The sequence below is a fragment of the Microcella sp. genome (assembly GCF_051860105.1).
GTDB lineage: Bacteria > Actinomycetota > Actinomycetes > Actinomycetales > Microbacteriaceae > Microcella.
This window is the reverse complement of record NZ_JBHYEO010000007.1, coordinates 80,093-98,780: the sequence shown is the minus strand read 5'-3', so window position 1 is coordinate 98,780 and position 18,688 is coordinate 80,093. Positions and strand designations below refer to the sequence as shown.

Here is an 18,688-nt window from a genome sequence, read left to right as displayed (position 1 = left end):
ACCTGCTTATGCTGGTCGGGATGTCCACCCCCGTCAGCGACGCCGGCCCGGCTGATCAGGCCCGCGACTCCGCTCCCGTGATCGCGTTCTTCGACGTGGACAACACGCTGCTGCGCGGCGCGAGCGTCTACCACCTGGGGCGCATCGCATGGAAGCGCGGCCACCTGGGCTGGCGCGACCTCAGTCGATTCGCCTGGCAGCAGGCGCGCTTCACCTCGGTCGGCGAGAACCACCGGCACCAGCTGGCCGTGCGCGACCGCGCGCTCGAGCTGATCGCCGGGCACACCGTGGCCGAGCTCGAAGAGATCGCGGTCGAGACCTACGACGCCCACCTGCACGCGCTGCTGCTGCCCGCCGTCGTCGACCGGGCACGCGAGCATCTCGCGCACGGCCACGAGGTCTGGCTGCTCACGGCGACCCCGGAGGCCTGCGCGCGCGTCATCGCCGAGCGCCTCGGGCTGAGCGGCGCCATCGGCACGCGCATCGAGAGCGTCGACGGGGTCTTCACGGGGGCTCTCGACGGGCACGTCATGCACGGCGCCCACAAGGCCGACGCGGCCGGGCGTCTCGCGGGCGAGAAGGGCGTGCGGCTGGCCGACTGCTGGGGCTACAGCGACTCGCGCAACGACATCCCCCTGCTCGAGCTCGTCGGGCACCAGCAGGTCGTCAACCCCGATGCCGCCCTGGCCCGCTACGCGGCGGCGCGCGGCTGGCCCGTCATGCACGACCGCCCCCGAGCATCCCGGCGCGCGACGCGGAAATGACGAAAGCGCCCGACCTCGCGGTCGAGCGCTTCGCCGGGCGGATGCCCTACTTCTTGTTGCGACGCTGGTGACGCGTCTTGCGCAGAAGCTTGCGGTGCTTCTTCTTGGCCATCCGCTTGCGGCGCTTCTTGATGACAGAACCCATAGAAAACCTCTGATCGTCGACTGAACGGGAGCAACGGCCCGTTCAGGACCGCGTCGTGTACCGGGCGAGTCTAGCCGACGTCGGCGATGGGCGTCTCGATGGCCGTCGCGACCGCCGATTCGGGGATGCGGAAGCTGCGCCCGAAACGGATCGCGGGCAGATCGCCGGCGTGCACCATACGGTAGACGGTCATCGTCGAGACCCGCATCATGTCGGCCACTTCGGCGACGGTGAGGAACCGCACCTCCGAGAGATCACGGGCCATCGGCTGTCGTCCTGTCGCTCACGCACGCTGCGCCCTCGTGGCGCGTGTGCACGGAGTTCAGAGTAGGGGCTGGTGTGACTCGTGTAAAGACGCCGGAAGGAGGGGGATCAGCGCGACTCGTCGTGGTTCTTCCAGGGCAGCCGCTTGGTCACGGCCTCCTGCACGTCGTGCAGCTTCTCCTGCGCGCCCTCGATGATCGACCGAGCCTGGTGCGAGGCATCCGCGGCGACGCGACCCACGGTGCTGCCCGCACCCGCCACATCGGCACCCGACCAGGCGGCGAAGACGGGCGAGCCACCCTCGGCGTCGAAGTCGGCGCTGAGAAAGGGGATGACCCAGTCCTCGACATCCTCGAGCGGCGCGGGGTCGACGGCGTAGTAGCGGTGCTGGCCTTCGTCGCGCACCGTGACGAGGCCGTGATCGCGCAGCACCTTCAGGTGCTTCGAGACGGTCGGCTGCGTCGCGTCCATGCGCTCGACGAGCTCGCCGACGCTGAGCTCGCCCGTGCCGCCCTCCCCTCGCAATGAGGCGTCGAGCAGGTGCTGCAGCAGTTCACGACGCGTGGCGTCGGCGATCACGTCGAAGATGTCGGCCATGCCACCAGGCTAGTCAGCCCGGCCCGGGAGTACCATTGCACGCGGTCTGCAGGCCGGTGAGGAGCATCGATGGCCACGAGCAACCGTATCCGCGGCAACCGTCGTGACGAGCGCACCAACCCTCTCTCGCGGGCGTGGGCGGCGCTCGGCGAGTCGGCGACGGCATCGCCCGCCCGGTTCGCCATCCTCATCTTCACGGCGCTCATCCTCATCACCACCCTGCTGCTGACACTGCCGATCGCGCGCGCTGGCAGCGGCACGGGCGGCACTCCTCTCGCCGACGCCGTGTTCACCGCGGTCTCGGCCATCTGCGTCACCGGGCTCACGACCGTCGACATGGCGACGCACTGGTCGCCGTTCGGCAACGTCGTCATCATCCTGGCGATGCAGATCGGCGGCATCGGGGTGCTGACCATGGCGAGCATCCTGGGCCTTGTCGTGGCGCGCCGCATCGGTCTGCGCGCGAAGCTCATCGCGGCGAGCGACACGAACGCAGCGCGCGTGCACGGCGGCCCGGTCTCCGAGTCGCAGGCCGTACGGCTCGGCGAGATCGGCGGGCTGCTGTTCACGGTGGCGGCGAGCGCCATCGTCATCGAGCTCGCGATCACGGCTCTCGTCGTGCCCCGCCTGCTCCTCGAGGGCTTCGACCCGTGGACGGCGATCTGGCAGGGCTTCTACCTCTCGCTCTCGGCCTTCACCAACACGGGCTTCGTGCCCTTCGCCCCGGGCATGGAGCGCTTCGCGACCGACCCGTGGATGCTCTCGGTGCTCTCGATCGCGGTGTTCCTCGGGGCCATCGGTTTCCCCGTGATCTTCGCCCTCGGCCGCTGGCTGCGCACCCGCGCACGTCTCAGCATCCACGCGCGCATCACGCTCATGACGACGCTCATCCTCATCGCCGTGGGCGCACTCCTGATCGCCCTGCTCGAGTGGTCGAACAGCGCCACCCTCGGAGCGCAAGACGGTCTCACACGACCCATGACCGCGGTCTTCACCTCGATCATGTCGCGGTCGGGGGGCCTGAGCACGGTCGACATCGGTGAGATGAACGGCTCGACTCTGCTCGTGCTCGACATGCTCATGTTCGTCGGCGGCGGTTCCGCATCCACAGCCGGTGGAATCAAGGTGACGACGCTCGCCGTGCTGTTCTTCGCCGCCGTGGCCGAGGCGCGGGGTGTCGACGACATGGAGGCCTTCGACCGCCGCATCCCCAACGACGTGCTGCGCCTCGCCGTCAGCATCGTGCTGTGGGGCGCCTCGATCGTGGCCACGGCCTCCGTCATCATCCTGCACATCACGAAGGCACCGCTCGACTTCGTGCTGTTCGATGTCATCTCGGCTTTCGCGACGTGCGGGCTGTCGACGGGCCTCACGAGCAACGAGCTTCCGGATGCCGCGAAGTACGTGCTCGCGGCCACCATGTGGGCGGGTCGCGTTGGTACAGTGACCCTCGCCGCGGCCCTCGCCGCCAGTCAGCGCCGGCAGCTGTTCCGCCGGGCAGAAGAGAGGCCCATCGTTGGTTGAGAGAATCCGGCACGACGCTCCCGTGCTCGTCATCGGCCTCGGGCGCTTCGGCGCCGCCACGGCCGGCCAGCTGCAGCGGCTCGGCCGCGAGGTTCTCGCCGTCGACGAAGACCCGGCCCTCGTGCAGAAGTGGGCCGAGCGGGTCACGCACGCGGTGCAGGCCGACGCGCGGTCGCTGGATGCCCTGCGCCAGATCGGCGCCGACGAGTTCAGCATCGCCGTGGTCGCAACCGGCTCGTCGATCGAGTCGAGCGTGCTCATCACCGCGAACCTCGTCGACCTCAAGATCCCCCAGATCTGGTCGAAGGCGATTAGCCAGTCGCACGGCAAGATCCTCGCCCGCATCGGCGCGAACCACGTGATCTACCCGGAGGCGGAGGCCGGCGAGCGCGTCGCCCACCTGGTCTCGGGCCGCATGATCGACTTCATCGAGTTCGACGACGACTTCGTGCTCGTCAAGATGTACCCGCCGAAGCCCATCCGCGGGCTCTCGCTCACCGAATCGAAGGTGCGCAGCAAGTACAACATCACCGTCGTCGGCGTGAAGAGCCCCGGCAAGCCCTTCACCTACGCCACCGAGCAGACGGTGGTGTCGAACCACGACCTCATCATCGTGTCGGGCACCGAGGCCGACATTGACCGGTTCGCCTCGCTCGACAACTGAACGGGTCGACGTCGCGCGCCGCTACTCGGTGGGCTCACCCGGCATCGGCGGAGCCGGGATCGTGCTCGGGTCGATGCCCTGCTCCTCGAGCCACTGCTCGAACTGCGCGCGGCGCTCGTCGCGGTTCTCGGCGCGCTGGTCCATGCGCTCGTCCATGCGCTGCTCGACGCGCTCGCCGATGCGCTCGAGCTGCTCGCCGCCGCGGTCGCCGGGCAGGCCGATCGCGATGACGCCGCCCGGGCCGCGGCCGTCGGGCAGCGCCTGACCGAGGGCGACGCCGCCGGCGAAGGTGAGGCCGAGCAGCAGCGCCGATCCGACCGCGACGCCCGTGATGGCGAGCGCCGTCGGAACGGAGGGGCGGGGAGCGGCGGGGGCCGCGGCGGGGGCTGCCGCCGGGTTCGCGGGTGCGGCTTCCGGTGCGGTGTCGGGCGCGGTGTCGTCGTTCGTGGCCATGGGGTTCTCCCTCGAGTCGGGGATCCGCGACGGTTCGCGGATCGACGAGCCCACGGTGAGATCTATGCCTATGCGGCGCCTCTGCGCGGCCTATGCTCCGGCGGCCAGTTGCCGTGCGCGTTCCTGTGCGGCGCGTGCGGCCCGTTCGAAGAGCTCGGCGAGCCGGGCATCCTGCAGCACGGCGATGGCGCGCTCGGTCGTGCCCTTCGGGCTCGTCACCCGACGGCGCAGCTCTGCCGGGTCGTCGCCCGTCGCCTCGATCAGCAGCGATGCGCCGCTGAACGTCTGCTGCACGAGCAGCGCCGCGACATCGGGCTCGAAACCCATCGCCTCGGCCGCGCGCGTGAGCTCCTCGATGAGGAGGAACACATAGGCCGGGCCCGAGCCGCTGATGGTCGAGAGCGCGTCGATCTGCGACTCGGGCAGCTCGACCACGGTGCCCACGGTGCGGAAGAGGTCGTCGGCGAGGGCGAGGTGGGCTGCCGTCGCCCGGGAGCCCCCGCTGACCCCCGTGACCCCGCGGCCGATGAGGGCGGGCGTGTTCGGCATCGCGCGCACCACCGGGTTCGGCACGACCGCCTGCATCGCCTCGGTCGTGATGCCCGCCGCCACGCTCACGACGAGGGCCTCAGGGTGCAGGCTCGGGCCCACCTCGGCGAGCAGGGCGGTGATCTGTGCGGGCTTCACGCCCAGCAGCACGAGGCGGGCATCCGCCACGGCCCAACGGTTCGCGTCGGAGTCGTGCTCGGTCGCGCGCGCCTCGACCCCCTCGGCACGCAGCGCCGCTGCCGAGGACTCTGACCGCGTCGTCGCGCGGAGGCCGTCGACCGAGACCGCCGGCTGACGCAGTCCGCGGAGGATCGCGCCGCCCATCGAGCCGGTGCCGAGGATCGCGATGGGGGGAAGAGAGGCGCTCATGCCACGAGTGTAGGTTGGAGACGGGCCACCACCCCGGGGGACGGCGCGCGAGAGTCGGAGGCAGACATGCAGACATCGGCGATCCGAGAGGCGCTGCTGGCGACGGCCGGCGTGCAGAGCGTGGGCGCGATCGATGCCGTCGCGCTCGCCCAGGGAGGGCACCTCGTGACGGCTCGACTGGGCTTCGGCCCGAACACCCCGGCGGCCGACCTGGTCGCCATCCTCGGCGCGGTGCGCGCGGCGATCAAGGCCGTCGCGCCCGAGGCTGTCGACATCGTGCTCGAACCCGAGATCGCCGCCCCGCGCGACGACGCGAACCCTCCGACCGACGTCTTCGTCATCCGCGGCGCCGACTGACCCCGCCGGGCGCGCGGATCACTACGCTGTGTCGTGGCACGGCACCGTGCCGATCGGTATCCCCCTCGCGTAGGAGCTCCCCATGGACGTGCTGCACTCCGTCATCCTCGTCGGCCACTTCATCGGCCTCGCCGCCATCGTCGGCCCCTTCCTCATGCAGGCGCGCTGGAAGGGCCAGTACGCCTTCCCCGTCGTTCTCGGCGGCGCCATCACGCAACTCGTCACGGGCCTCGTGCTCGTCGGCCTCGCGGAGATGGGCGGCGACGACGACGGCCCGCTCAACTACGCCAAGATCGGCGTCAAGCTGACGATCGCCGTCATCATCTTCGTCGCGGCCCTGCTGGGCTACCTCAAGCAGCGCAAGACCGAGGGCGGGGGCGGCCGCGAGCTGCTGCCGTTCTTCCACGCCGCGGGCGGCCTCGCCCTCGTGAACATCGCCCTCGCCGTCTTCTGGTGATCCGTCGCCGTCTCGCCGCCGTGAGGTCGCGATGAGCGCGTCCGGCGGCGGGAAGGCGATCATCGCGGCACTGCTCGCCAACACGGGCATCGCCGTGACCAAGTTCGTCGCGTTCCTCGTCTCGGGCTCGAGCGCGATGCTCGCGGAGAGCGTGCACTCGGTGGCCGACGCCGGCAACCAGCTCCTGCTGCTGGTCGGCGGGCGGCGGGCACGCAAGGAGGCCGACACCGAGCACCCCTTCGGCTACGGGCGCGCGCGCTACATCTACGCCTTCGTCGTGGCGATCATCCTGTTCTCGATCGGTGGCGTCTTCTCGCTGTACGAGGGCGTCAGCAAGCTGCAAGAGCCGCACCCGCTCGAGAACGCGTGGCTACCCATCGTCGTGCTGCTCATCGCGATCGGGCTCGAGTCGTTCTCGCTGCGCACGGCCGTACGCGAGTCGAACCACGTGCGCGGCACGCAGGGCTGGATCCAGTTCATCCGGCGCGCCAAAGCGCCCGAGCTGCCCGTCGTGCTGCTGGAGGACGTGGCGGCCCTGCTCGGGCTGACCTTCGCGCTGGTCGGCGTCGGCCTCACGGTCGTGACGGGCGACTCGATGTGGGACGCCGTGGGCACGATCATGATCGGCGTGCTGCTCGTGCTCGTCGCGGTCGTACTGGGTCTCGAGACGAGCAGTCTCCTGGTCGGGGAGGGCGCCTCGACCGACGACATGCGCGCCATCTGCCGGGCGCTCGACGCGCACGACGGCGTCACCGCGGTCGTGCACATGAAGACGCTCTACCTCGGGCCCGACGAACTGCTCGTCGGCGCGAAAGTCACCTTCACCCCGGGAATCGACATCGAGCGGGTCGCCGCGATCATCAACGAGCTCGAGATCGCCGTGCGCGACGCCGTGCCGATCGCGCGCGTCATCTACATCGAACCGGGGCTCGCGACCGTCAGCGCCGCTCGCTGAAGAATTCGGCGAGCACGGATGCGCACTCCTGCTCGTCGACCCCGCCGACGACCTCGGCCACCCGGTGGGGCAGGCGGCGCTCGCGCAGCAGGTCGACGACGCTGCCGGCGGCTCCGGCCTTCGCGTCCCACGCCCCGAACACCACACGATCGATGCGCGCGGCCAGGATCGCACCCGCGCAGAGCACGCAGGGTTCGAGGGTGACGACGAGCGAGCATCCGCTCAGGTGCCAGTCGCCCGTGGTGGCGGCCGCCTGACGCAGCGCGACCACTTCGGCGTGCGCGGTCGGGTCGTGGTGCTTCTCGCGCTCGTTGCGGCCGCGGCCGATGATCGTTCCGGCGGCGTCGAGCACGATCGCGCCGACCGGCACGTCGCCGGAGGCCAGCGCGGCCCGGGCCTCATCGAGGGCGGCGCGCATCGCCGCGCGATCGCCGTCGGACACCGTGGTCATGCCCCGCCCTTCCGTTAGATTGAGCCTATGCGAGTCCATGTTGCCGACCATCCGCTGATCACGCACAAGCTGACGGTGCTGCGCGATCAGACCACCCCGTCGGCGACGTTCCGCGCGCTGACCGAAGAGCTCGTGACCCTGCTCGCCTACGAGGCGACCCGCCACGTGCGCACGCACGAGGTGACCATCCAGACCCCCGTGGCGCAGACCACCGGTCTCGCCATCAGCGAGCCGCGGCCGCTCATCGTGCCGATCCTGCGCGCGGGCCTCGGCATGCTCGAGGGCATGGTGAAGCTCGTGCCCAGCGCCGAAGTGGGCTTCCTCGGCATGGTGCGCGACCACGACACGCTCGAACCGAGCGTCTACGCCGAGCGGCTGCCCGACCACCTCGAGGGGCGGCAGTGCTTCGTGCTCGACCCGATGCTCGCGACGGGCGGCTCGCTGCTGGCCGCCATCGAGTTCCTCTTCGAGCGCGGGGCCGACGACGTCACTGCCGTCTGCATCCTCGGCGCGCCGGAGGGTCTCGCGATGGTCGAGAAGGCGACCGCGGGGCGCGACGTGACGATCGTGCTCGGCGCGCTCGACGAGAAGCTCAACGAGAAGGGCTACATCGTGCCCGGCCTCGGCGACGCGGGCGACCGGCTATACGGCACGGTCGGCTAGGCGCCGCCCGTCCGAGGCACCGGGCCCCCGCCGCTCGACTTGACGCTCTGCCGCGCGCTCGGGGATACTGACGCCATGACCGTCACCGCGAACCTCCTGACCGCCCCCGAGGCTGTGGAGACCGCTGGCATGATGATGCTGGCGAGCGCTGACGTGTGCTGTCGAATGTGCGCCTGAATGGCCACGCTCCCGCCCGAGTCGCGCTGACCGGCCGATCCATCGTCTGACGATGTCTGATCGCACCGAGCAGGCGACCTCCGCGTCGAGACCGGATGCTCCGACTCGCGACACGCGCACCCTCGACACACCGCTTCAGAACGGCACCACCCCGACGCCACCGGCGCCGAGGGGCGATGAGCCGTTCGACTCCGCAGAAAGCGTCTCGACGATGTCTCTCGCCTCCCTCGCTCCCCGCACCACCCCGACCCCGCCCGCCGCTGCGGCGCCCGCCGCTCCCGCTCCCCGTCTGCGTGCCGTGCCCGAGGGAACCGAGGCGCGCGGCTTCGTGCTCTACGTCGGCCTCGATGAGGCGAAAGCCGCCGCCGCCGGCATCGACCTCGGTCGCCTCGTGGTCGAGCTCAAGAAGCTGACCGTCGAGCTCGCTCCGGGCGCGGAGACCCACGCCGCTGTCGCGCTGGCGCCTGCCGGCGCGGGAGGCCGCGACGTCGAGGTGGTGCGGCTCGCGCTGCAAGACCCTTCGGCGCTCGCCCGCTACCGCCGCGCGGATGAACCGGCGGTCGAGGCGAAAGCCGAGGGCGTCGTCATCGACATCTCGCGCAAGCGCGTGCTGCTCGACGGCGAGACCGCCGCGCTCACCTACAAGGAGTTCGAGCTGCTGCAGTACCTCGTGCTGCGCGAGGGGCGCACGATCGAGCGCGCCGAGCTCATCGCCTCGCTCTGGGCCGAGGCGGTCGAGGGCGACGACGACGTGCCGAACGAGCGCACCATCGACGTGCACGTGCGGCGGCTGCGCTCGAAGCTCGGCGGCTATGAAGACATCGTGCGCACCGTGCGGGGTGCCGGCTACCGGTTCGACCGGCACGCCGACGTCTCGATCCGCTACGCCTCGACGCCGAGCCCCGACTTCTTCTAGCTCCGGCGTGCACTCGCGCGCGGCCCGCCGCGAGCATCCGGAGACGGATCTCCAAAAAATAACGGTTCGATAACTAGACAGCGTTACCGTTCCGTTATACATTCGTCATGCGTCGATCGTTTGCTGTGGCGGGAGACGCGGAATGTGATTGCAGGACACTCTTGGTGCAAGGGAAGAGGGCCGGTCGCCCGCCTCGGCGACCGGCCCTTCGCATGCCTGGCGCGAGTGACCCACGTTTCCGGCGCCACCGGCCGACAGAAGCCCATTCCCGCGCATAGAGTTGAGGCATGACGGAGAAGGCGATCGCCGTGGGCGCCTGGGAGGCCCTGTTCCGCGCCCAGGTCTCGGTGCTGCGGCAGCTCAACGCCGAGTTCCCGACGAGCGAGATCTCGTTCACCGAGTACGACGTGCTGTTCAACCTCTCGCGGGCGCCCGGGCGCCGGATGCGCATCCGCGACCTCATCCCCCACCTCCTGCTGAGCCAGCCGAGCGTCAGCCGGTTGATCGATCGACTCGCCGCCCGCGGCCTCGTCGACAAGCTGCCCGACGCGACCGACGCCCGTGGCACGATCGTGGCCCTGCGCCCCGAGGGCTACGAGCTGTTCAAACGCGTCGCCGTCGTGCACGCCGATGCGATCGCACGGCGCGTCGGCTCACGGCTCGACGTCGACGAACTGCAGCAGCTCACCGAGCTCTGCCAGCGCCTCCGCGACTGAGCGTGTTCGCGGGGAGGCCCCGCTAGCCTGACGGTCATGGCCCCCTCTCCCAGCATCGTGTGGCTGCGCGATGACCTGCGCATCGCCGACAACCCGGCCCTGACCGCCGCCGTCGACCGCGGCGGGCCCGTGGTCGTGGTCTGCGTGCTCGACGAGCAGTCGCCGGGCGCACGGCCGCTCGGCGGCGCCAGCCGCTGGTGGCTGCACGGCAGCCTGCGATCGCTCGCCGACGACCTCGGCAGGGCCGGCGGGCACCTGACCCTGCGCCGCGGTGCCGCGGCCGAGGTGATCGCCGCCCTCGTGGCGGAGACCGGGGCCGGGGCCGTCTACTGGAACCGACGCTACGGAGCGCTGCGCGACGTGGATGCCGCTCTCAAGTCGCGACTGCGCGCCGACGGCCTCATCGTCGAGAGCTTCGGTGCCTCGCTGCTGCATGAGCCGTGGACGATCACCTCGGGCTCAGGAGACCCCTATCGAGTGTTCACACCGTTCTGGCGTGCGTGCCTCGCGGCCGGCGAGCCGCGCTCGCCCCTGCCCGCCCCCGCATCCGTCGATGGCCTGACCGTGCCGGGCGACGCGCTCGACGCCTGGGCGCTGCTGCCGACCCGGCCCGACTGGGCCGCCGGTCTGCGCGAGGCGTGGACGCCCGGGGAGGACGGCGCGCACGCACGCCTGGAGCAGTTCGTCGAGCACGGCCTCCCGCTCTACCACCGGCGCGACGAGCCGGCGATCGACGCCACGAGCCGCCTGAGCCCGCACCTCCGGTTCGGCGAGCTGAGCCCGCACCAGGTGTGGGCGCGCGTGCACGCCGGTCTCTCTCCCGAGGCGGCGGCGAACCGCGCGAAGTTCCTCAGCGAGATCGGCTGGCGCGAGTTCTCGTACAGCATCCTGTTCCACCTGCCCCAGCTCGCGAGCATCAACGTGCGGCGCGACTTCGACGCCTTCCCCTGGCAGGAGCCCGACCCCGAGACGCTGGAGGCCTGGCGGCGAGGGACCACGGGCATCCCGATCGTCGACGCCGGCATGCGGCAGCTCTGGCACTCCGGCTGGATGCACAACCGCGTGCGCATGATCGTCGCCTCGCTGCTGACGAAGAACCTGCTGATCGACTGGCGCATCGGCGAGGAGTGGTTCTGGGACACCCTCGTGGATGCCGATGAGGCGAGCAATGCGGCGAGCTGGCAGTGGGTGGCCGGATCGGGGGCGGATGCCGCACCGTACTTCCGCGTCTTCAACCCCGTGCTGCAAGCCGATCGCTTCGACCCCGAGCGCGACTACGTGCGGCGCTGGGTGCCCGAGGTCGACGGGCCGGAGTACCCGCGGCCGATCGTCGATCTCGCGGCCTCGCGCCTGCGCGCACTCGACGCGTACGAGGCGGTGAAGGCCGCCAAGAGCGCGGCCGGATGAGAACCCTCTCATCCGACCCTCCTGGTGGTCTCATGAGCGGGCCGCAGTCTTGAGGCATCACGGAGCACGGATGCGCACCCGCACCGACTCCCCCGCAGCTCGAAAGGACCCTCTCATGGACGCGAAGAACTGGATCGCCATCGGCGCCGCCTCCGCTCTCGGCCTCGGCGTCATGGCCGCCGGCGCCGTCTCCAGCGCCAGCGCGCTGCCGCTCATCGCCGGTGCCACCAACCTCGCGGTTCCCGGCATCACCGTGACCGACGACGTCAAGGGCTCGGGGTCGACCCTCGACTTCTCGGTGTCGAGCGACAGCATCGTCAGCCCCGACCCGAGCTCGAGCCCCAGCCCGGAGCCCACCGCGAGCGACAGCCCGATCACGCCCGTGTCGGCCCCCTCGCCCGTCACGCCGCCGTCGCCCGTGAGCCCCGCCTCGCCCGCGTCGGTCGCCTCGCCCGCCTCGGTGGCGAGCGTCGGCTCGTCCGACTAGGCCCCGGCCCGGCCCGGCCCCTCGCGCTGACACGAGGGCGGGCCGCCCCGCGATGGCCGTTCGGGTCGGCCGTCGCCGCGCAGAACGCGCTCCGCCCCTCCTCACGAGCGGGCGGGGCGCGTTCTGTCGTACGGGGCCCGCGCCGTGTGCGATGCTCGCTCCCGTGCTCCGTCGCCCCGCGCTCGATCCTGTCGTGCTCGCTGTGCTCGCGATCATCTCGGTGCAGTTCGGCAACGCGCTCGCCGGCTCGCTCTTCGCGCAGGTGGGGCCCCTCGGTGCGGCCGCCCTCCGTCTCGCGCTCGCGGCCGTCATCCTCGTCGCCGTGATCCGGCCCCGCGTGCGCGGCTGGGATCGTCGCACCTGGCTCGGCGTCGGGATGCTCGGTGTCGGCCTCGCCGGCATGAACGCCCTGATCTACGTCGCGATCGACAGCATCCCGATCGGTGTCGCCGTGACGATCGAGCTGCTCGGCCCGCTCGGCGTGGCCGTGGCCGGCACGCGCCGCTGGCGCGATCTGGTCTGGGTGGGGCTCGCCGCGGTCGGCGTGATCCTGCTCGGGGTCGACCTCGACGGCTCGGGCGGACTCGCGCTCATCGGGGTGCTCGCCGCCGCGGGAGCGGCCGTCTTCTGGGCGCTGTACATCGTCGCCTCGGCCCATCTCGGCCCCCGGGCGCGCGGGGTGGATGCCCTCGCCGCGGCGATGGTCGTGGCGGCCGTGCTCGTGGTTCCGGTCGGCGCGCTGCCGGCCGCGCAGGCCGTCGCGAGCGCGCCCGTGCTGCTGCTCGCGTTCGCGGGCATCGCCGTCATGACCTCGGCCGTGCCCTACGCGCTCGAGTTCATCGCCCTCACGTCGATGCCCACGCGGGTGTTCGGCGTGCTCTCGAGCCTCGGCCCGGCGGTCGCCGCGCTCGCGGGGCTGCTCGTGCTCGGGCAGACGCTCGCGCCGCTGCAGCTCGTGGCCATCGCCGCGGTGGTGGGCGCGTGCGTCGGCGCCGTCAGCTCACGACCGGGGGTCGACCGCCCGCGTGAGTGACCGCGACGCCCGCCGCCCGCACGCCCGCACGCGCCGCTTCGACGAGGTCGGCACCTCCGAGCATCGCGGCGATGAGCCCCGCCGTGAAGGCGTCGCCCGCACCCGTGGGGTCGACCGCGCGTCGGGCCTCGACGGCCACCTCGACGGCCGACTCCCCGCGGCGAGCGACGAGCACCGATGACGACCCGCCGGTGATGACGACGGCGGGGCAGTGCACGAGCAGCGCCTCGGCGACGGCGGCGCGGTCGTGCTCGCCCGAGAGCAGGCGCCCCTCGTCGAGATTCGGCAGCAGGACGTCGACGTGCGCGAGCGCCCGCCGGAACCGCTCGAGGCCGTAGTCGGCGATGAACCCCGTGGATCCGGGGTCGAATGTCACGAGCACCCCGCGCGCGCGGGCACGGCCGACGAGCGCGGCGAGGTCGTCGAGCGAGAAGGCGTCGAAGAGGCTGTACCCGGTGAGGTGCAGCACGGCGGCGCCGTCGAGCAGGGCATCCGTCACCGCCGTCACCGCCAGCGTCGCGTTCGCGCCCCGATCGGTCAGCATCGTGCGGGTCTCGCCGTCGACGACGATGACGATCGTGCCGGTCGGCAGAGCCGGGTCTTCGCCGAGGTGCGGTGTGACGCCGGATGCCCGCAGTGCGCTCGCGTGCCGGCCGGCGTCGCCCGAGCCCACGCGCCCCACGAGGTCGACCGGTGCGCCCAGCCAGCCGAGCCAGGCGGCGGTGTTGCACGCCGAGCCCCCCGGGTGGCGCGTGATGCTCGCCGCGGTGTCGGTGTCGGGGCGCACAGGCCCACTCGGCACGACGATGATGTCGTCGATGACGTCGCCGACGACGAGAGCGCGCGAGCCGGGCACGGTCGAGCCGCTCAGGCCCGAGCGGCCCAGGCCGCGGCGATACGGCCCGCGACGCGCACATTGTTGCGCGCCAGATCGAGGTTGACCTCGAGACTGCGGCCCTCGCTGAGCTCGACGATGCGGCCGAGCAGGAAGGGCGTGACGGCCTTTCCGCGGATGCCCTGCGCGTCGGCCTCGGCGAACGCCGTCGCCAGTACGCGGTCGTGCTCGTCTCGATCCCAGGCCTGCTCGGAGGGGATCGGGTTGGCCACGACGATGCCCTGGGTGTGGCCGAGGGCGTCGTGGGCCGCCATGATGTCGGCCACCTGCTCGGCGGTGTCGACCGCCCAGTCGAGCGTGTAGGCGCTCTCGCGCAGCCAGAAGCTGGGGAACACCGTCGTGCCGAGGCCGACGACGGGCACCGAGTAGGTCTCGAGCCGTTCGAGCGTCGCCGCGATGTCGAGCACGCTCTTCACGCCGGCCGAGACGACCGTGATGGGCGTGACCGCGAGGGTCGAGAGGTCGGCCGACTCGTCGAAGGTCTCGTTCGCGCCGCGGTGCACGCCGCCGAGACCGCCCGTGGCGAAGACGCGGATGCCAGCCTTCGCCGCGAGGTGCGCCGTCGCGGCGACCGTCGTCGCCCCGCTCGCACCGCGCGCGGCGAGGATGGGCAGATCGCGCACGCTCGCCTTGGCGAGATCCTCATCGGCGATGCGGCGCACGCCGTCGGCGTCGAGGCCGATGCGGGGAACGCCGTCGAGCACGGCGATCGTCGCGGGCGTGACCCCGGTATCCCTCAGGATGCTCTCGAACTCGAGGGCGGCGGCGTGATTGCGCGGCCGCGGAAGGCCGTGGCTGATGATGGTCGACTCGAGGGCGACGACAGGGTGGCCGACCGCGAGTGCGGCGGCGACCTCGTCGGAGAGATGAAGGCTGGTCACCGAGCAAGGCTACCGGCAGACGACGAAGCCCCCCGCCAGTGGCGGGGGGCTGCACGCGCGCCCGAAGGGACTCGAACCCCTAACCTTCTGATCCGTAGTCAGATGCTCTATCCATTGAGCTACGGGCGCATGCTGACTCTCGCCAGCGGGTGGTTGCCGGAGCAACCGTACAAGCCTACCAGCGCGAGACCGGCGGCCTGAGCGGAGACGGCGGGATTTGAACCCGCGGTCCCCTTGCGGGGACTCCACCTTAGCAGGGTGGTGCACTAGGCCGAACTATGCGACGTCTCCTAGCGAGTGACCACTATACCGGCCCGGGCCGGTGGCCGATCACGGGCTAGTTCGAGACCGAGCACGTGTAGTCGGCGGCGGTCTGCCCCTGCACGCCCTCCAGCACCTCGGCAGGCACTTCGGGCGCGACGGGCTCGAGCGTCGGCTCGACCTCGGGCACGATCTTGCCGTTCTTGGGCACCGCGGGCTCGGTGGGCTCTGTGACGGGCACCTCATCGGCGACGGGTGCGTCCGGGTTCACGGTCGACCCGACGCCAGTGTTACCGGCCTCCAGCAGGAACCGCTCGTCGGCGAGGATACGCGCGAACAGTGCGTCCGCCTGCGCGCGCAACGGCTGCACCTTGCCGAGGTACGGCTCGGCCGTGCCGTAGCGCGTGGGGTACTGCACGAAGACGATGTTCTCGGTGGGGACGTTCCGCAGTGCCTGAGCCATAGAGACCATCGTGTCGACGGTGGCGAGGCTGCTCGAGAGCTGCATCGATGAGGTAGCAACCTGCGCGAGCCCGTAGAGCTTGGTGAAGTCAGTGAGCACACCTTCGTTCTGCACCTTGCGTATGAGCGACGAGAGGTACACCTGCTGCGAGCTGATGCGACCCAGGTCGCTGCCGTCTCCGACGCCATACCGCGTGCGCAGGAACGCCAGTGCCTCGCTGCCCTCGAGCGTGTGGGTGCCCGCAGAAGGCAGGTCGAGGCCCGTGTAGCGATCGTAGATAGGCCCGTCGATGCAGACGTCGACGCCCCCAACAGCCGTGGCCATGCGCGCAACGCCGCTAAAGGAGATGGTGCCGGCGTACGGGATGCTCAGGCCGGTGAGCGCCTCGATCGTGAGCACTACGCAGCCGAGCTCGCCGTAGGAGTAGGCCACGTTGAGCGGCTGCGCCGTCATAGCGAACGATGCCCCGTCGCCGTCGGGGTCGGGGCACGAGGGGATGGGCACGACGAGGTCGCGCGGGAAGCTCACGGCGACCGCCGACTGCTGGTCCTCCGCGACGTGGACGAGGATGTTGACGTCGTTGAGCACGGCACCGCCGCGCGCCCGAGCGTCGTCCTGCTCGCCATCGTTGTCGATGCCGACGATGAGCACGTTGAAGCCGCCCTCCCAGTCGCCGACGGTGGGGATGACGCGCTCCTCCTGGCCCTCGAGCACCTCGAGCTCGACGACGTCGATGTTGGCGTTGATCTGGGCGATCGTGATGGCGCCCACCGAGACGGTGCTGACGAGCACGACGGTCAGAGATGCGGCCAGGGTCGCCAGGATCGTCTTCCAGGCGCTCGAGCGGCGAAGCCGCCCGTGACGCACCTGAGCGGTCGGCAACGACCGGATGCCGCGATCGCGCACCGGTTCACTCATGATGTCCCCCTCGGGCACACTGCGGACCTGAACGAGCGGAGGGCGTGGGATTCGAACCCACGAGACATTGCTGCCCACCAGTTTTCAAGACTGGCTCCATCGGCCGCTCGGACAGCCCTCCTTGGATATCAGTCTGCCATCGTAACCGACGCGCCCTCGAAACCCCGGTTCGGGGCGACTATGCATCTGCCCCGAAGGGTGCCGCGCCGACTCAGATGGTCGCGAGGGCCTGGGCGAGCCCGTCGTCGGTGTCGCGCGCCGTGACCTCGGATGCCGCCGCGACGACCTCGGCCGGGGCCTGCCCCATCGCGATGCCGCGCCCGCCGTGCGCGACCGCCCAGCCCAGCATCTCGATGTCGTTGCGGCCGTCGCCCACGGTCACGACGTGCGCGCCCGCGATGCCCAGGGCATCCCGAACCCGCTCGAGCGCCGTCGACTTGTTGACGCCGTCGGGCGCGATGTCGAGCCAGGCCGTCCAGCCGACGTTGTAACTGACCTGGTGCAGGCCCATGAGCTCGACCGCGGCGAGGAACTCCTCCATGGCGTGCCCGGGCGAGATGACGACGACGCGCGTCGCGGGCTCGCTGCAGAGCTGCTCGAACGGCACCTCCTCACTGATCGCCCCGAGCGCTCCGTCGGGGAACCAGCCGGTGTAGCGGTAGACGCCGTTCTCGTCTTCGACGGCGTAGTTCGCGTGCGTCAGATGGGGGCGGATGCTCGTGAGCACGGCCGTCGGATCGAACGTCTCGACGTGGTGGCGCCGGTAGCCCGTCGGGGCGTCCGGGTCGCGCTTGAGCAGGATCGCCCCGTTGGAGGCGACGACGTAGGCCGGAGCGATGTCGAGGCGGTCGAGCACCGGCAGCGTCATCGCCACCGAGCGGCCCGTCGCGAGCATCACTTCGTGGCCCGCGTCGCGCAGCCGGTGCACCTGCGCGACGGCCGACTCGGGCAGCGTGCCGTCTTCGTGCAGCACCGTGCCGTCGATGTCGAGGGCGATGAGCTTCTTCTCGATCGTCATGAGACCGGCTCCAGCAGGTCGAGTCCGCGAAGGTACGGTCGCAGGGGCTCCGGCACGACGACGGAGCCATCAGAGCGCTGGTGCGTCTCGAGCAGGGCGACGAGCCACCGGGTCGTCGCGAGCGTGCCGTTGAGCGTCGCGACCGGGCTCGTCTTGCCGCCCTCACCGCGGAAGCGGGTCTCGAGGCGGCGAGCCTGGAAGGTCGTGCAGTTGCTCGTGCTCGTCAGCTCGCGGTACGCGCCCTGCGTGGGCACCCAGGCCTCGACGTCGAACTTGCGCGCGGCGCTCGAGCCGAGGTCGCCGGCCGCGGTGTCGATGACGCGGTAGGCGAGACCGAGCGAGCGCAGCATGCCCTCCTGCAGCGCGAGCAGACCCTCGTGCTCGGCCTCGGCGTCGGCCGGGTCGATGTAGCTGAACATCTCGAGCTTCTGGAACTGGTGCACGCGGATGATGCCGCGCGTGTCCTTGCCGTAGCTGCCGGCCTCGCGGCGGTAGCAGGTCGACCAGCCGGCGTAGCGCAGCGGCCCGCCCGAGACGTCGATGATCTCGTCGGCGTGGTAGCCGGCGAGCGCGACCTCGCTCGTGCCCGTCAGGTAGAGCTCGTCGTCGGGCAGGTAGTAGATCTCGTCGGCGTGGGCACCCAGGAAGCCCGTGCCGCTCATGACCTCGGGCTTGACGAGCGTCGGGGTGATGAGCGGGGTGAAGCCGGCGTCGAGCGCGGTGTCGAGGGCGTAGTTCATGAGCGCGAGCTCGAGCCGCGCCCCGACGCCCTTCAAGAAGTAGAAGCGCGAGCCCGAGACCTTCACCCCGCGCGGCATGTCGATGGCGTCGAGCAGCTCGCCGAGCGCGAGGTGATCGCGCGGCTCGAAGTCGAACGAGGGCGTCGAGCCGACCTCGCGCAGCGTGACGAAGTCGTCTTCGCCGCCTTCGGGAACTCCCCCGATGATCACGTTCGGGATGCTCCCCGCAACCTGCACGAACCGTGCCTCGGCCTCCGCTGCCACGGCCTGGGCGGCCTTGACGTCGGTGGCGAGCTGTTGCGCCTGCGCGACGAGCGCGGCCTTCTCGTCTTTCGGGGCCGCGGCGACGCGCTTGCCGAAGGCGTTCTGCTCCGCGCGCAAGGCCTCGAAGGCCGTGATCGCATCGCGCCGCTCGCGGTCGGCGGCGATCGCATCGTCGACGAGCTCGACGCTCGCCCGCCGAGCGTGCTGCGAGCGTCGGACGAGGTCGGGGTTCTCACGCAGCAGCTGGGGGTCGATCACGCTTCTAGTCTGGCACGCGCGGGTTAACGGCAACCCCCGCGT

The 18,688-nt window shown here is 71.0% G+C and carries 23 protein-coding genes and 3 tRNA genes; 12 read left to right on the top strand and 14 right to left on the bottom strand.

The window, feature by feature from the left end:
- Positions 1-20: 20 nt before the first annotated feature.
- A complete protein-coding gene (locus ACTIE9_RS05985; protein WP_439564665.1) occupies positions 21-764 on the top strand; it encodes an HAD family hydrolase in 744 nt (247 codons plus the stop codon).
- 46 nt (positions 765-810) lie between these two features.
- Here the strand turns inward: ACTIE9_RS05985 and ACTIE9_RS05980 are convergent, their stop codons facing one another.
- The 3 genes from ACTIE9_RS05980 to ACTIE9_RS05970 form a co-directional block, all read right to left on the bottom strand.
- Positions 811-909, bottom strand: coding sequence for a 30S ribosomal protein bS22 (locus tag ACTIE9_RS05980; protein WP_003792170.1), 99 nt, complete (start codon positions 907-909; stop codon positions 811-813).
- 70 nt (positions 910-979) lie between these two features.
- Positions 980-1,174, bottom strand: a complete 195-nt coding sequence (locus ACTIE9_RS05975; RefSeq protein WP_439564664.1) for a helix-turn-helix domain-containing protein — start codon at positions 1,172-1,174, stop codon at positions 980-982.
- 107 nt (positions 1,175-1,281) lie between these two features.
- Complete coding sequence (locus ACTIE9_RS05970; RefSeq protein ID WP_439564663.1) at positions 1,282-1,770, bottom strand: ArsR/SmtB family transcription factor; 489 nt, start codon at positions 1,768-1,770, stop codon at positions 1,282-1,284.
- A 69-nt stretch (positions 1,771-1,839) separates the two neighbouring features.
- Here ACTIE9_RS05970 and ACTIE9_RS05965 point away from each other — a divergent pair, with 69 nt between their 5' ends.
- Both ACTIE9_RS05965 and ACTIE9_RS05960 read left to right on the top strand, forming a co-directional pair.
- Entirely contained in the window at positions 1,840-3,294 is a 1,455-nt protein-coding gene (locus ACTIE9_RS05965) for a TrkH family potassium uptake protein (RefSeq protein ID WP_439564662.1), read from the top strand.
- A complete protein-coding gene (locus tag ACTIE9_RS05960) occupies positions 3,287-3,958 on the top strand; it encodes a potassium channel family protein (RefSeq protein ID WP_439564661.1) in 672 nt (223 codons plus the stop codon). Before ACTIE9_RS05965 ends, ACTIE9_RS05960 begins: the two co-directional genes overlap by 8 nt.
- 21 nt (positions 3,959-3,979) lie before the next feature.
- Here the strand turns inward: ACTIE9_RS05960 and ACTIE9_RS05955 are convergent, their stop codons facing one another.
- Together ACTIE9_RS05955 and proC are read right to left on the bottom strand one after the other, a co-directional pair.
- A complete protein-coding gene (locus tag ACTIE9_RS05955; RefSeq protein WP_439564660.1) occupies positions 3,980-4,411 on the bottom strand; it encodes a hypothetical protein in 432 nt (143 codons plus the stop codon).
- A 90-nt stretch (positions 4,412-4,501) separates the two neighbouring features.
- Complete coding sequence (gene proC, locus ACTIE9_RS05950; protein WP_439564659.1) at positions 4,502-5,329, bottom strand: pyrroline-5-carboxylate reductase; 828 nt, start codon at positions 5,327-5,329, stop codon at positions 4,502-4,504.
- A 66-nt stretch (positions 5,330-5,395) separates the two neighbouring features.
- Here proC and ACTIE9_RS05945 point away from each other — a divergent pair, with 66 nt between their 5' ends.
- The 3 genes from ACTIE9_RS05945 (at position 5,396) to ACTIE9_RS05935 (ending at position 7,098) form a co-directional block, all read left to right on the top strand.
- On the top strand, positions 5,396-5,686 hold the full coding sequence (locus ACTIE9_RS05945; RefSeq protein ID WP_439564658.1) for a hypothetical protein: 291 nt from the start codon (positions 5,396-5,398) through the stop codon (positions 5,684-5,686).
- Positions 5,687-5,768: 82 nt separating this feature from the next.
- On the top strand, positions 5,769-6,143 hold the full coding sequence (locus tag ACTIE9_RS05940) for a hypothetical protein (protein WP_439564657.1): 375 nt from the start codon (positions 5,769-5,771) through the stop codon (positions 6,141-6,143).
- 31 nt (positions 6,144-6,174) lie between these two features.
- Entirely contained in the window at positions 6,175-7,098 is a 924-nt protein-coding gene (locus tag ACTIE9_RS05935) for a cation diffusion facilitator family transporter (protein ID WP_439564656.1), read from the top strand.
- Here ACTIE9_RS05935 and tadA read toward each other — a convergent pair.
- The gene (tadA, locus tag ACTIE9_RS05930; RefSeq protein ID WP_439564655.1) at positions 7,082-7,549 is read right to left on the bottom strand and encodes a tRNA adenosine(34) deaminase TadA; all 468 of its coding nucleotides are present in this window, start codon (positions 7,547-7,549) and stop codon (positions 7,082-7,084) included. The two genes, ACTIE9_RS05935 and tadA, sit on opposite strands and share 17 nt — an antisense overlap.
- A gap of 27 nt (positions 7,550-7,576) precedes the next feature.
- On the opposite strand from tadA, the gene upp reads away from it, so the two are divergent.
- The 6 genes from upp (at position 7,577) to ACTIE9_RS05900 (ending at position 12,948) form a co-directional block, all read left to right on the top strand.
- On the top strand, positions 7,577-8,212 hold the full coding sequence (upp, locus tag ACTIE9_RS05925) for a uracil phosphoribosyltransferase (protein WP_439564654.1): 636 nt from the start codon (positions 7,577-7,579) through the stop codon (positions 8,210-8,212).
- Between the two features lie 388 nt (positions 8,213-8,600).
- The gene (locus tag ACTIE9_RS05920; RefSeq protein WP_439564700.1) at positions 8,601-9,305 is read left to right on the top strand and encodes a winged helix-turn-helix domain-containing protein; all 705 of its coding nucleotides are present in this window, start codon (positions 8,601-8,603) and stop codon (positions 9,303-9,305) included.
- Between the two features lie 287 nt (positions 9,306-9,592).
- Positions 9,593-10,021 (top strand): MarR family winged helix-turn-helix transcriptional regulator, encoded by a 429-nt coding sequence (locus ACTIE9_RS05915; protein WP_439564653.1) that lies wholly within the window; start codon positions 9,593-9,595, stop codon positions 10,019-10,021.
- Positions 10,022-10,057: 36 nt separating this feature from the next.
- On the top strand, positions 10,058-11,428 hold the full coding sequence (locus tag ACTIE9_RS05910; RefSeq protein WP_439564652.1) for a cryptochrome/photolyase family protein: 1,371 nt from the start codon (positions 10,058-10,060) through the stop codon (positions 11,426-11,428).
- A gap of 115 nt (positions 11,429-11,543) precedes the next feature.
- A complete protein-coding gene (locus ACTIE9_RS05905; protein WP_439564651.1) occupies positions 11,544-11,915 on the top strand; it encodes a hypothetical protein in 372 nt (123 codons plus the stop codon).
- 163 nt (positions 11,916-12,078) lie between these two features.
- Positions 12,079-12,948, top strand: coding sequence for an EamA family transporter (locus tag ACTIE9_RS05900; protein ID WP_439564650.1), 870 nt, complete (start codon positions 12,079-12,081; stop codon positions 12,946-12,948).
- Here ACTIE9_RS05900 and ACTIE9_RS05895 read toward each other — a convergent pair.
- The 8 genes from ACTIE9_RS05895 to serS all read right to left on the bottom strand — a co-directional run bounded on the left by ACTIE9_RS05895 (position 12,911) and on the right by serS (position 18,646).
- Complete coding sequence (locus ACTIE9_RS05895) at positions 12,911-13,804, bottom strand: carbohydrate kinase family protein (protein WP_439564649.1); 894 nt, start codon at positions 13,802-13,804, stop codon at positions 12,911-12,913. The two genes, ACTIE9_RS05900 and ACTIE9_RS05895, sit on opposite strands and share 38 nt — an antisense overlap.
- 11 nt (positions 13,805-13,815) lie before the next feature.
- Positions 13,816-14,724 carry a pseudouridine-5'-phosphate glycosidase gene (locus ACTIE9_RS05890; protein WP_439564648.1) on the bottom strand — a complete coding sequence of 303 codons (909 nt, stop codon included), beginning with the start codon at positions 14,722-14,724 and terminating at the stop codon, positions 13,816-13,818.
- A 56-nt stretch (positions 14,725-14,780) separates the two neighbouring features.
- A tRNA-Arg gene (locus ACTIE9_RS05885) sits at positions 14,781-14,853 on the bottom strand.
- A 73-nt stretch (positions 14,854-14,926) separates the two neighbouring features.
- A tRNA-Ser gene (locus ACTIE9_RS05880) sits at positions 14,927-15,015 on the bottom strand.
- A gap of 46 nt (positions 15,016-15,061) precedes the next feature.
- Positions 15,062-16,366: an LCP family protein gene (locus ACTIE9_RS05875; RefSeq protein WP_439564647.1), complete on the bottom strand. Its 1,305-nt coding sequence runs from the start codon at positions 16,364-16,366 to the stop codon at positions 15,062-15,064.
- Positions 16,367-16,402: 36 nt separating this feature from the next.
- Positions 16,403-16,487 (bottom strand) — tRNA-Ser (locus ACTIE9_RS05870).
- 90 nt (positions 16,488-16,577) lie between these two features.
- The gene (locus ACTIE9_RS05865) at positions 16,578-17,384 is read right to left on the bottom strand and encodes an HAD family hydrolase (protein ID WP_439564646.1); all 807 of its coding nucleotides are present in this window, start codon (positions 17,382-17,384) and stop codon (positions 16,578-16,580) included.
- A complete protein-coding gene (gene serS / locus ACTIE9_RS05860) occupies positions 17,381-18,646 on the bottom strand; it encodes a serine--tRNA ligase (RefSeq protein WP_439564645.1) in 1,266 nt (421 codons plus the stop codon). Before serS ends, ACTIE9_RS05865 begins: the two co-directional genes overlap by 4 nt.
- Between the last annotated feature and the right edge of the window lie 42 nt (positions 18,647-18,688).

What these genes read in the sequence shown, in the direction of transcription:
- ACTIE9_RS05985 (WP_439564665.1), top strand. Translation starts at nt 21, where the DNA reads ATGTCCACCCCCGTCAGCGACGCCGGCCCGGCTGATCAGGCCCGCGAC.
- ACTIE9_RS05980 (WP_003792170.1), bottom strand. Translation starts at nt 909, where the DNA reads ATGGGTTCTGTCATCAAGAAGCGCCGCAAGCGGATGGCCAAGAAGAAG.
- ACTIE9_RS05975 (WP_439564664.1), bottom strand. Translation starts at nt 1,174, where the DNA reads ATGGCCCGTGATCTCTCGGAGGTGCGGTTCCTCACCGTCGCCGAAGTG.
- ACTIE9_RS05970 (WP_439564663.1), bottom strand. Translation starts at nt 1,770, where the DNA reads ATGGCCGACATCTTCGACGTGATCGCCGACGCCACGCGTCGTGAACTG.
- ACTIE9_RS05965 (WP_439564662.1), top strand. Translation starts at nt 1,840, where the DNA reads ATGGCCACGAGCAACCGTATCCGCGGCAACCGTCGTGACGAGCGCACC.
- ACTIE9_RS05955 (WP_439564660.1), bottom strand. Translation starts at nt 4,411, where the DNA reads ATGGCCACGAACGACGACACCGCGCCCGACACCGCACCGGAAGCCGCA.
- proC (WP_439564659.1), bottom strand. Translation starts at nt 5,329, where the DNA reads ATGAGCGCCTCTCTTCCCCCCATCGCGATCCTCGGCACCGGCTCGATG.
- ACTIE9_RS05945 (WP_439564658.1), top strand. Translation starts at nt 5,396, where the DNA reads ATGCAGACATCGGCGATCCGAGAGGCGCTGCTGGCGACGGCCGGCGTG.
- ACTIE9_RS05940 (WP_439564657.1), top strand. Translation starts at nt 5,769, where the DNA reads ATGGACGTGCTGCACTCCGTCATCCTCGTCGGCCACTTCATCGGCCTC.
- ACTIE9_RS05935 (WP_439564656.1), top strand. Translation starts at nt 6,175, where the DNA reads ATGAGCGCGTCCGGCGGCGGGAAGGCGATCATCGCGGCACTGCTCGCC.
- tadA (WP_439564655.1), bottom strand. Translation starts at nt 7,549, where the DNA reads ATGACCACGGTGTCCGACGGCGATCGCGCGGCGATGCGCGCCGCCCTC.
- upp (WP_439564654.1), top strand. Translation starts at nt 7,577, where the DNA reads ATGCGAGTCCATGTTGCCGACCATCCGCTGATCACGCACAAGCTGACG.
- ACTIE9_RS05920 (WP_439564700.1), top strand. Translation starts at nt 8,601, where the DNA reads ATGTCTCTCGCCTCCCTCGCTCCCCGCACCACCCCGACCCCGCCCGCC.
- ACTIE9_RS05915 (WP_439564653.1), top strand. Translation starts at nt 9,593, where the DNA reads ATGACGGAGAAGGCGATCGCCGTGGGCGCCTGGGAGGCCCTGTTCCGC.
- ACTIE9_RS05910 (WP_439564652.1), top strand. Translation starts at nt 10,058, where the DNA reads ATGGCCCCCTCTCCCAGCATCGTGTGGCTGCGCGATGACCTGCGCATC.
- ACTIE9_RS05905 (WP_439564651.1), top strand. Translation starts at nt 11,544, where the DNA reads ATGGACGCGAAGAACTGGATCGCCATCGGCGCCGCCTCCGCTCTCGGC.
- ACTIE9_RS05875 (WP_439564647.1), bottom strand. Translation starts at nt 16,366, where the DNA reads ATGAGTGAACCGGTGCGCGATCGCGGCATCCGGTCGTTGCCGACCGCT.
- ACTIE9_RS05865 (WP_439564646.1), bottom strand. Translation starts at nt 17,384, where the DNA reads ATGACGATCGAGAAGAAGCTCATCGCCCTCGACATCGACGGCACGGTG.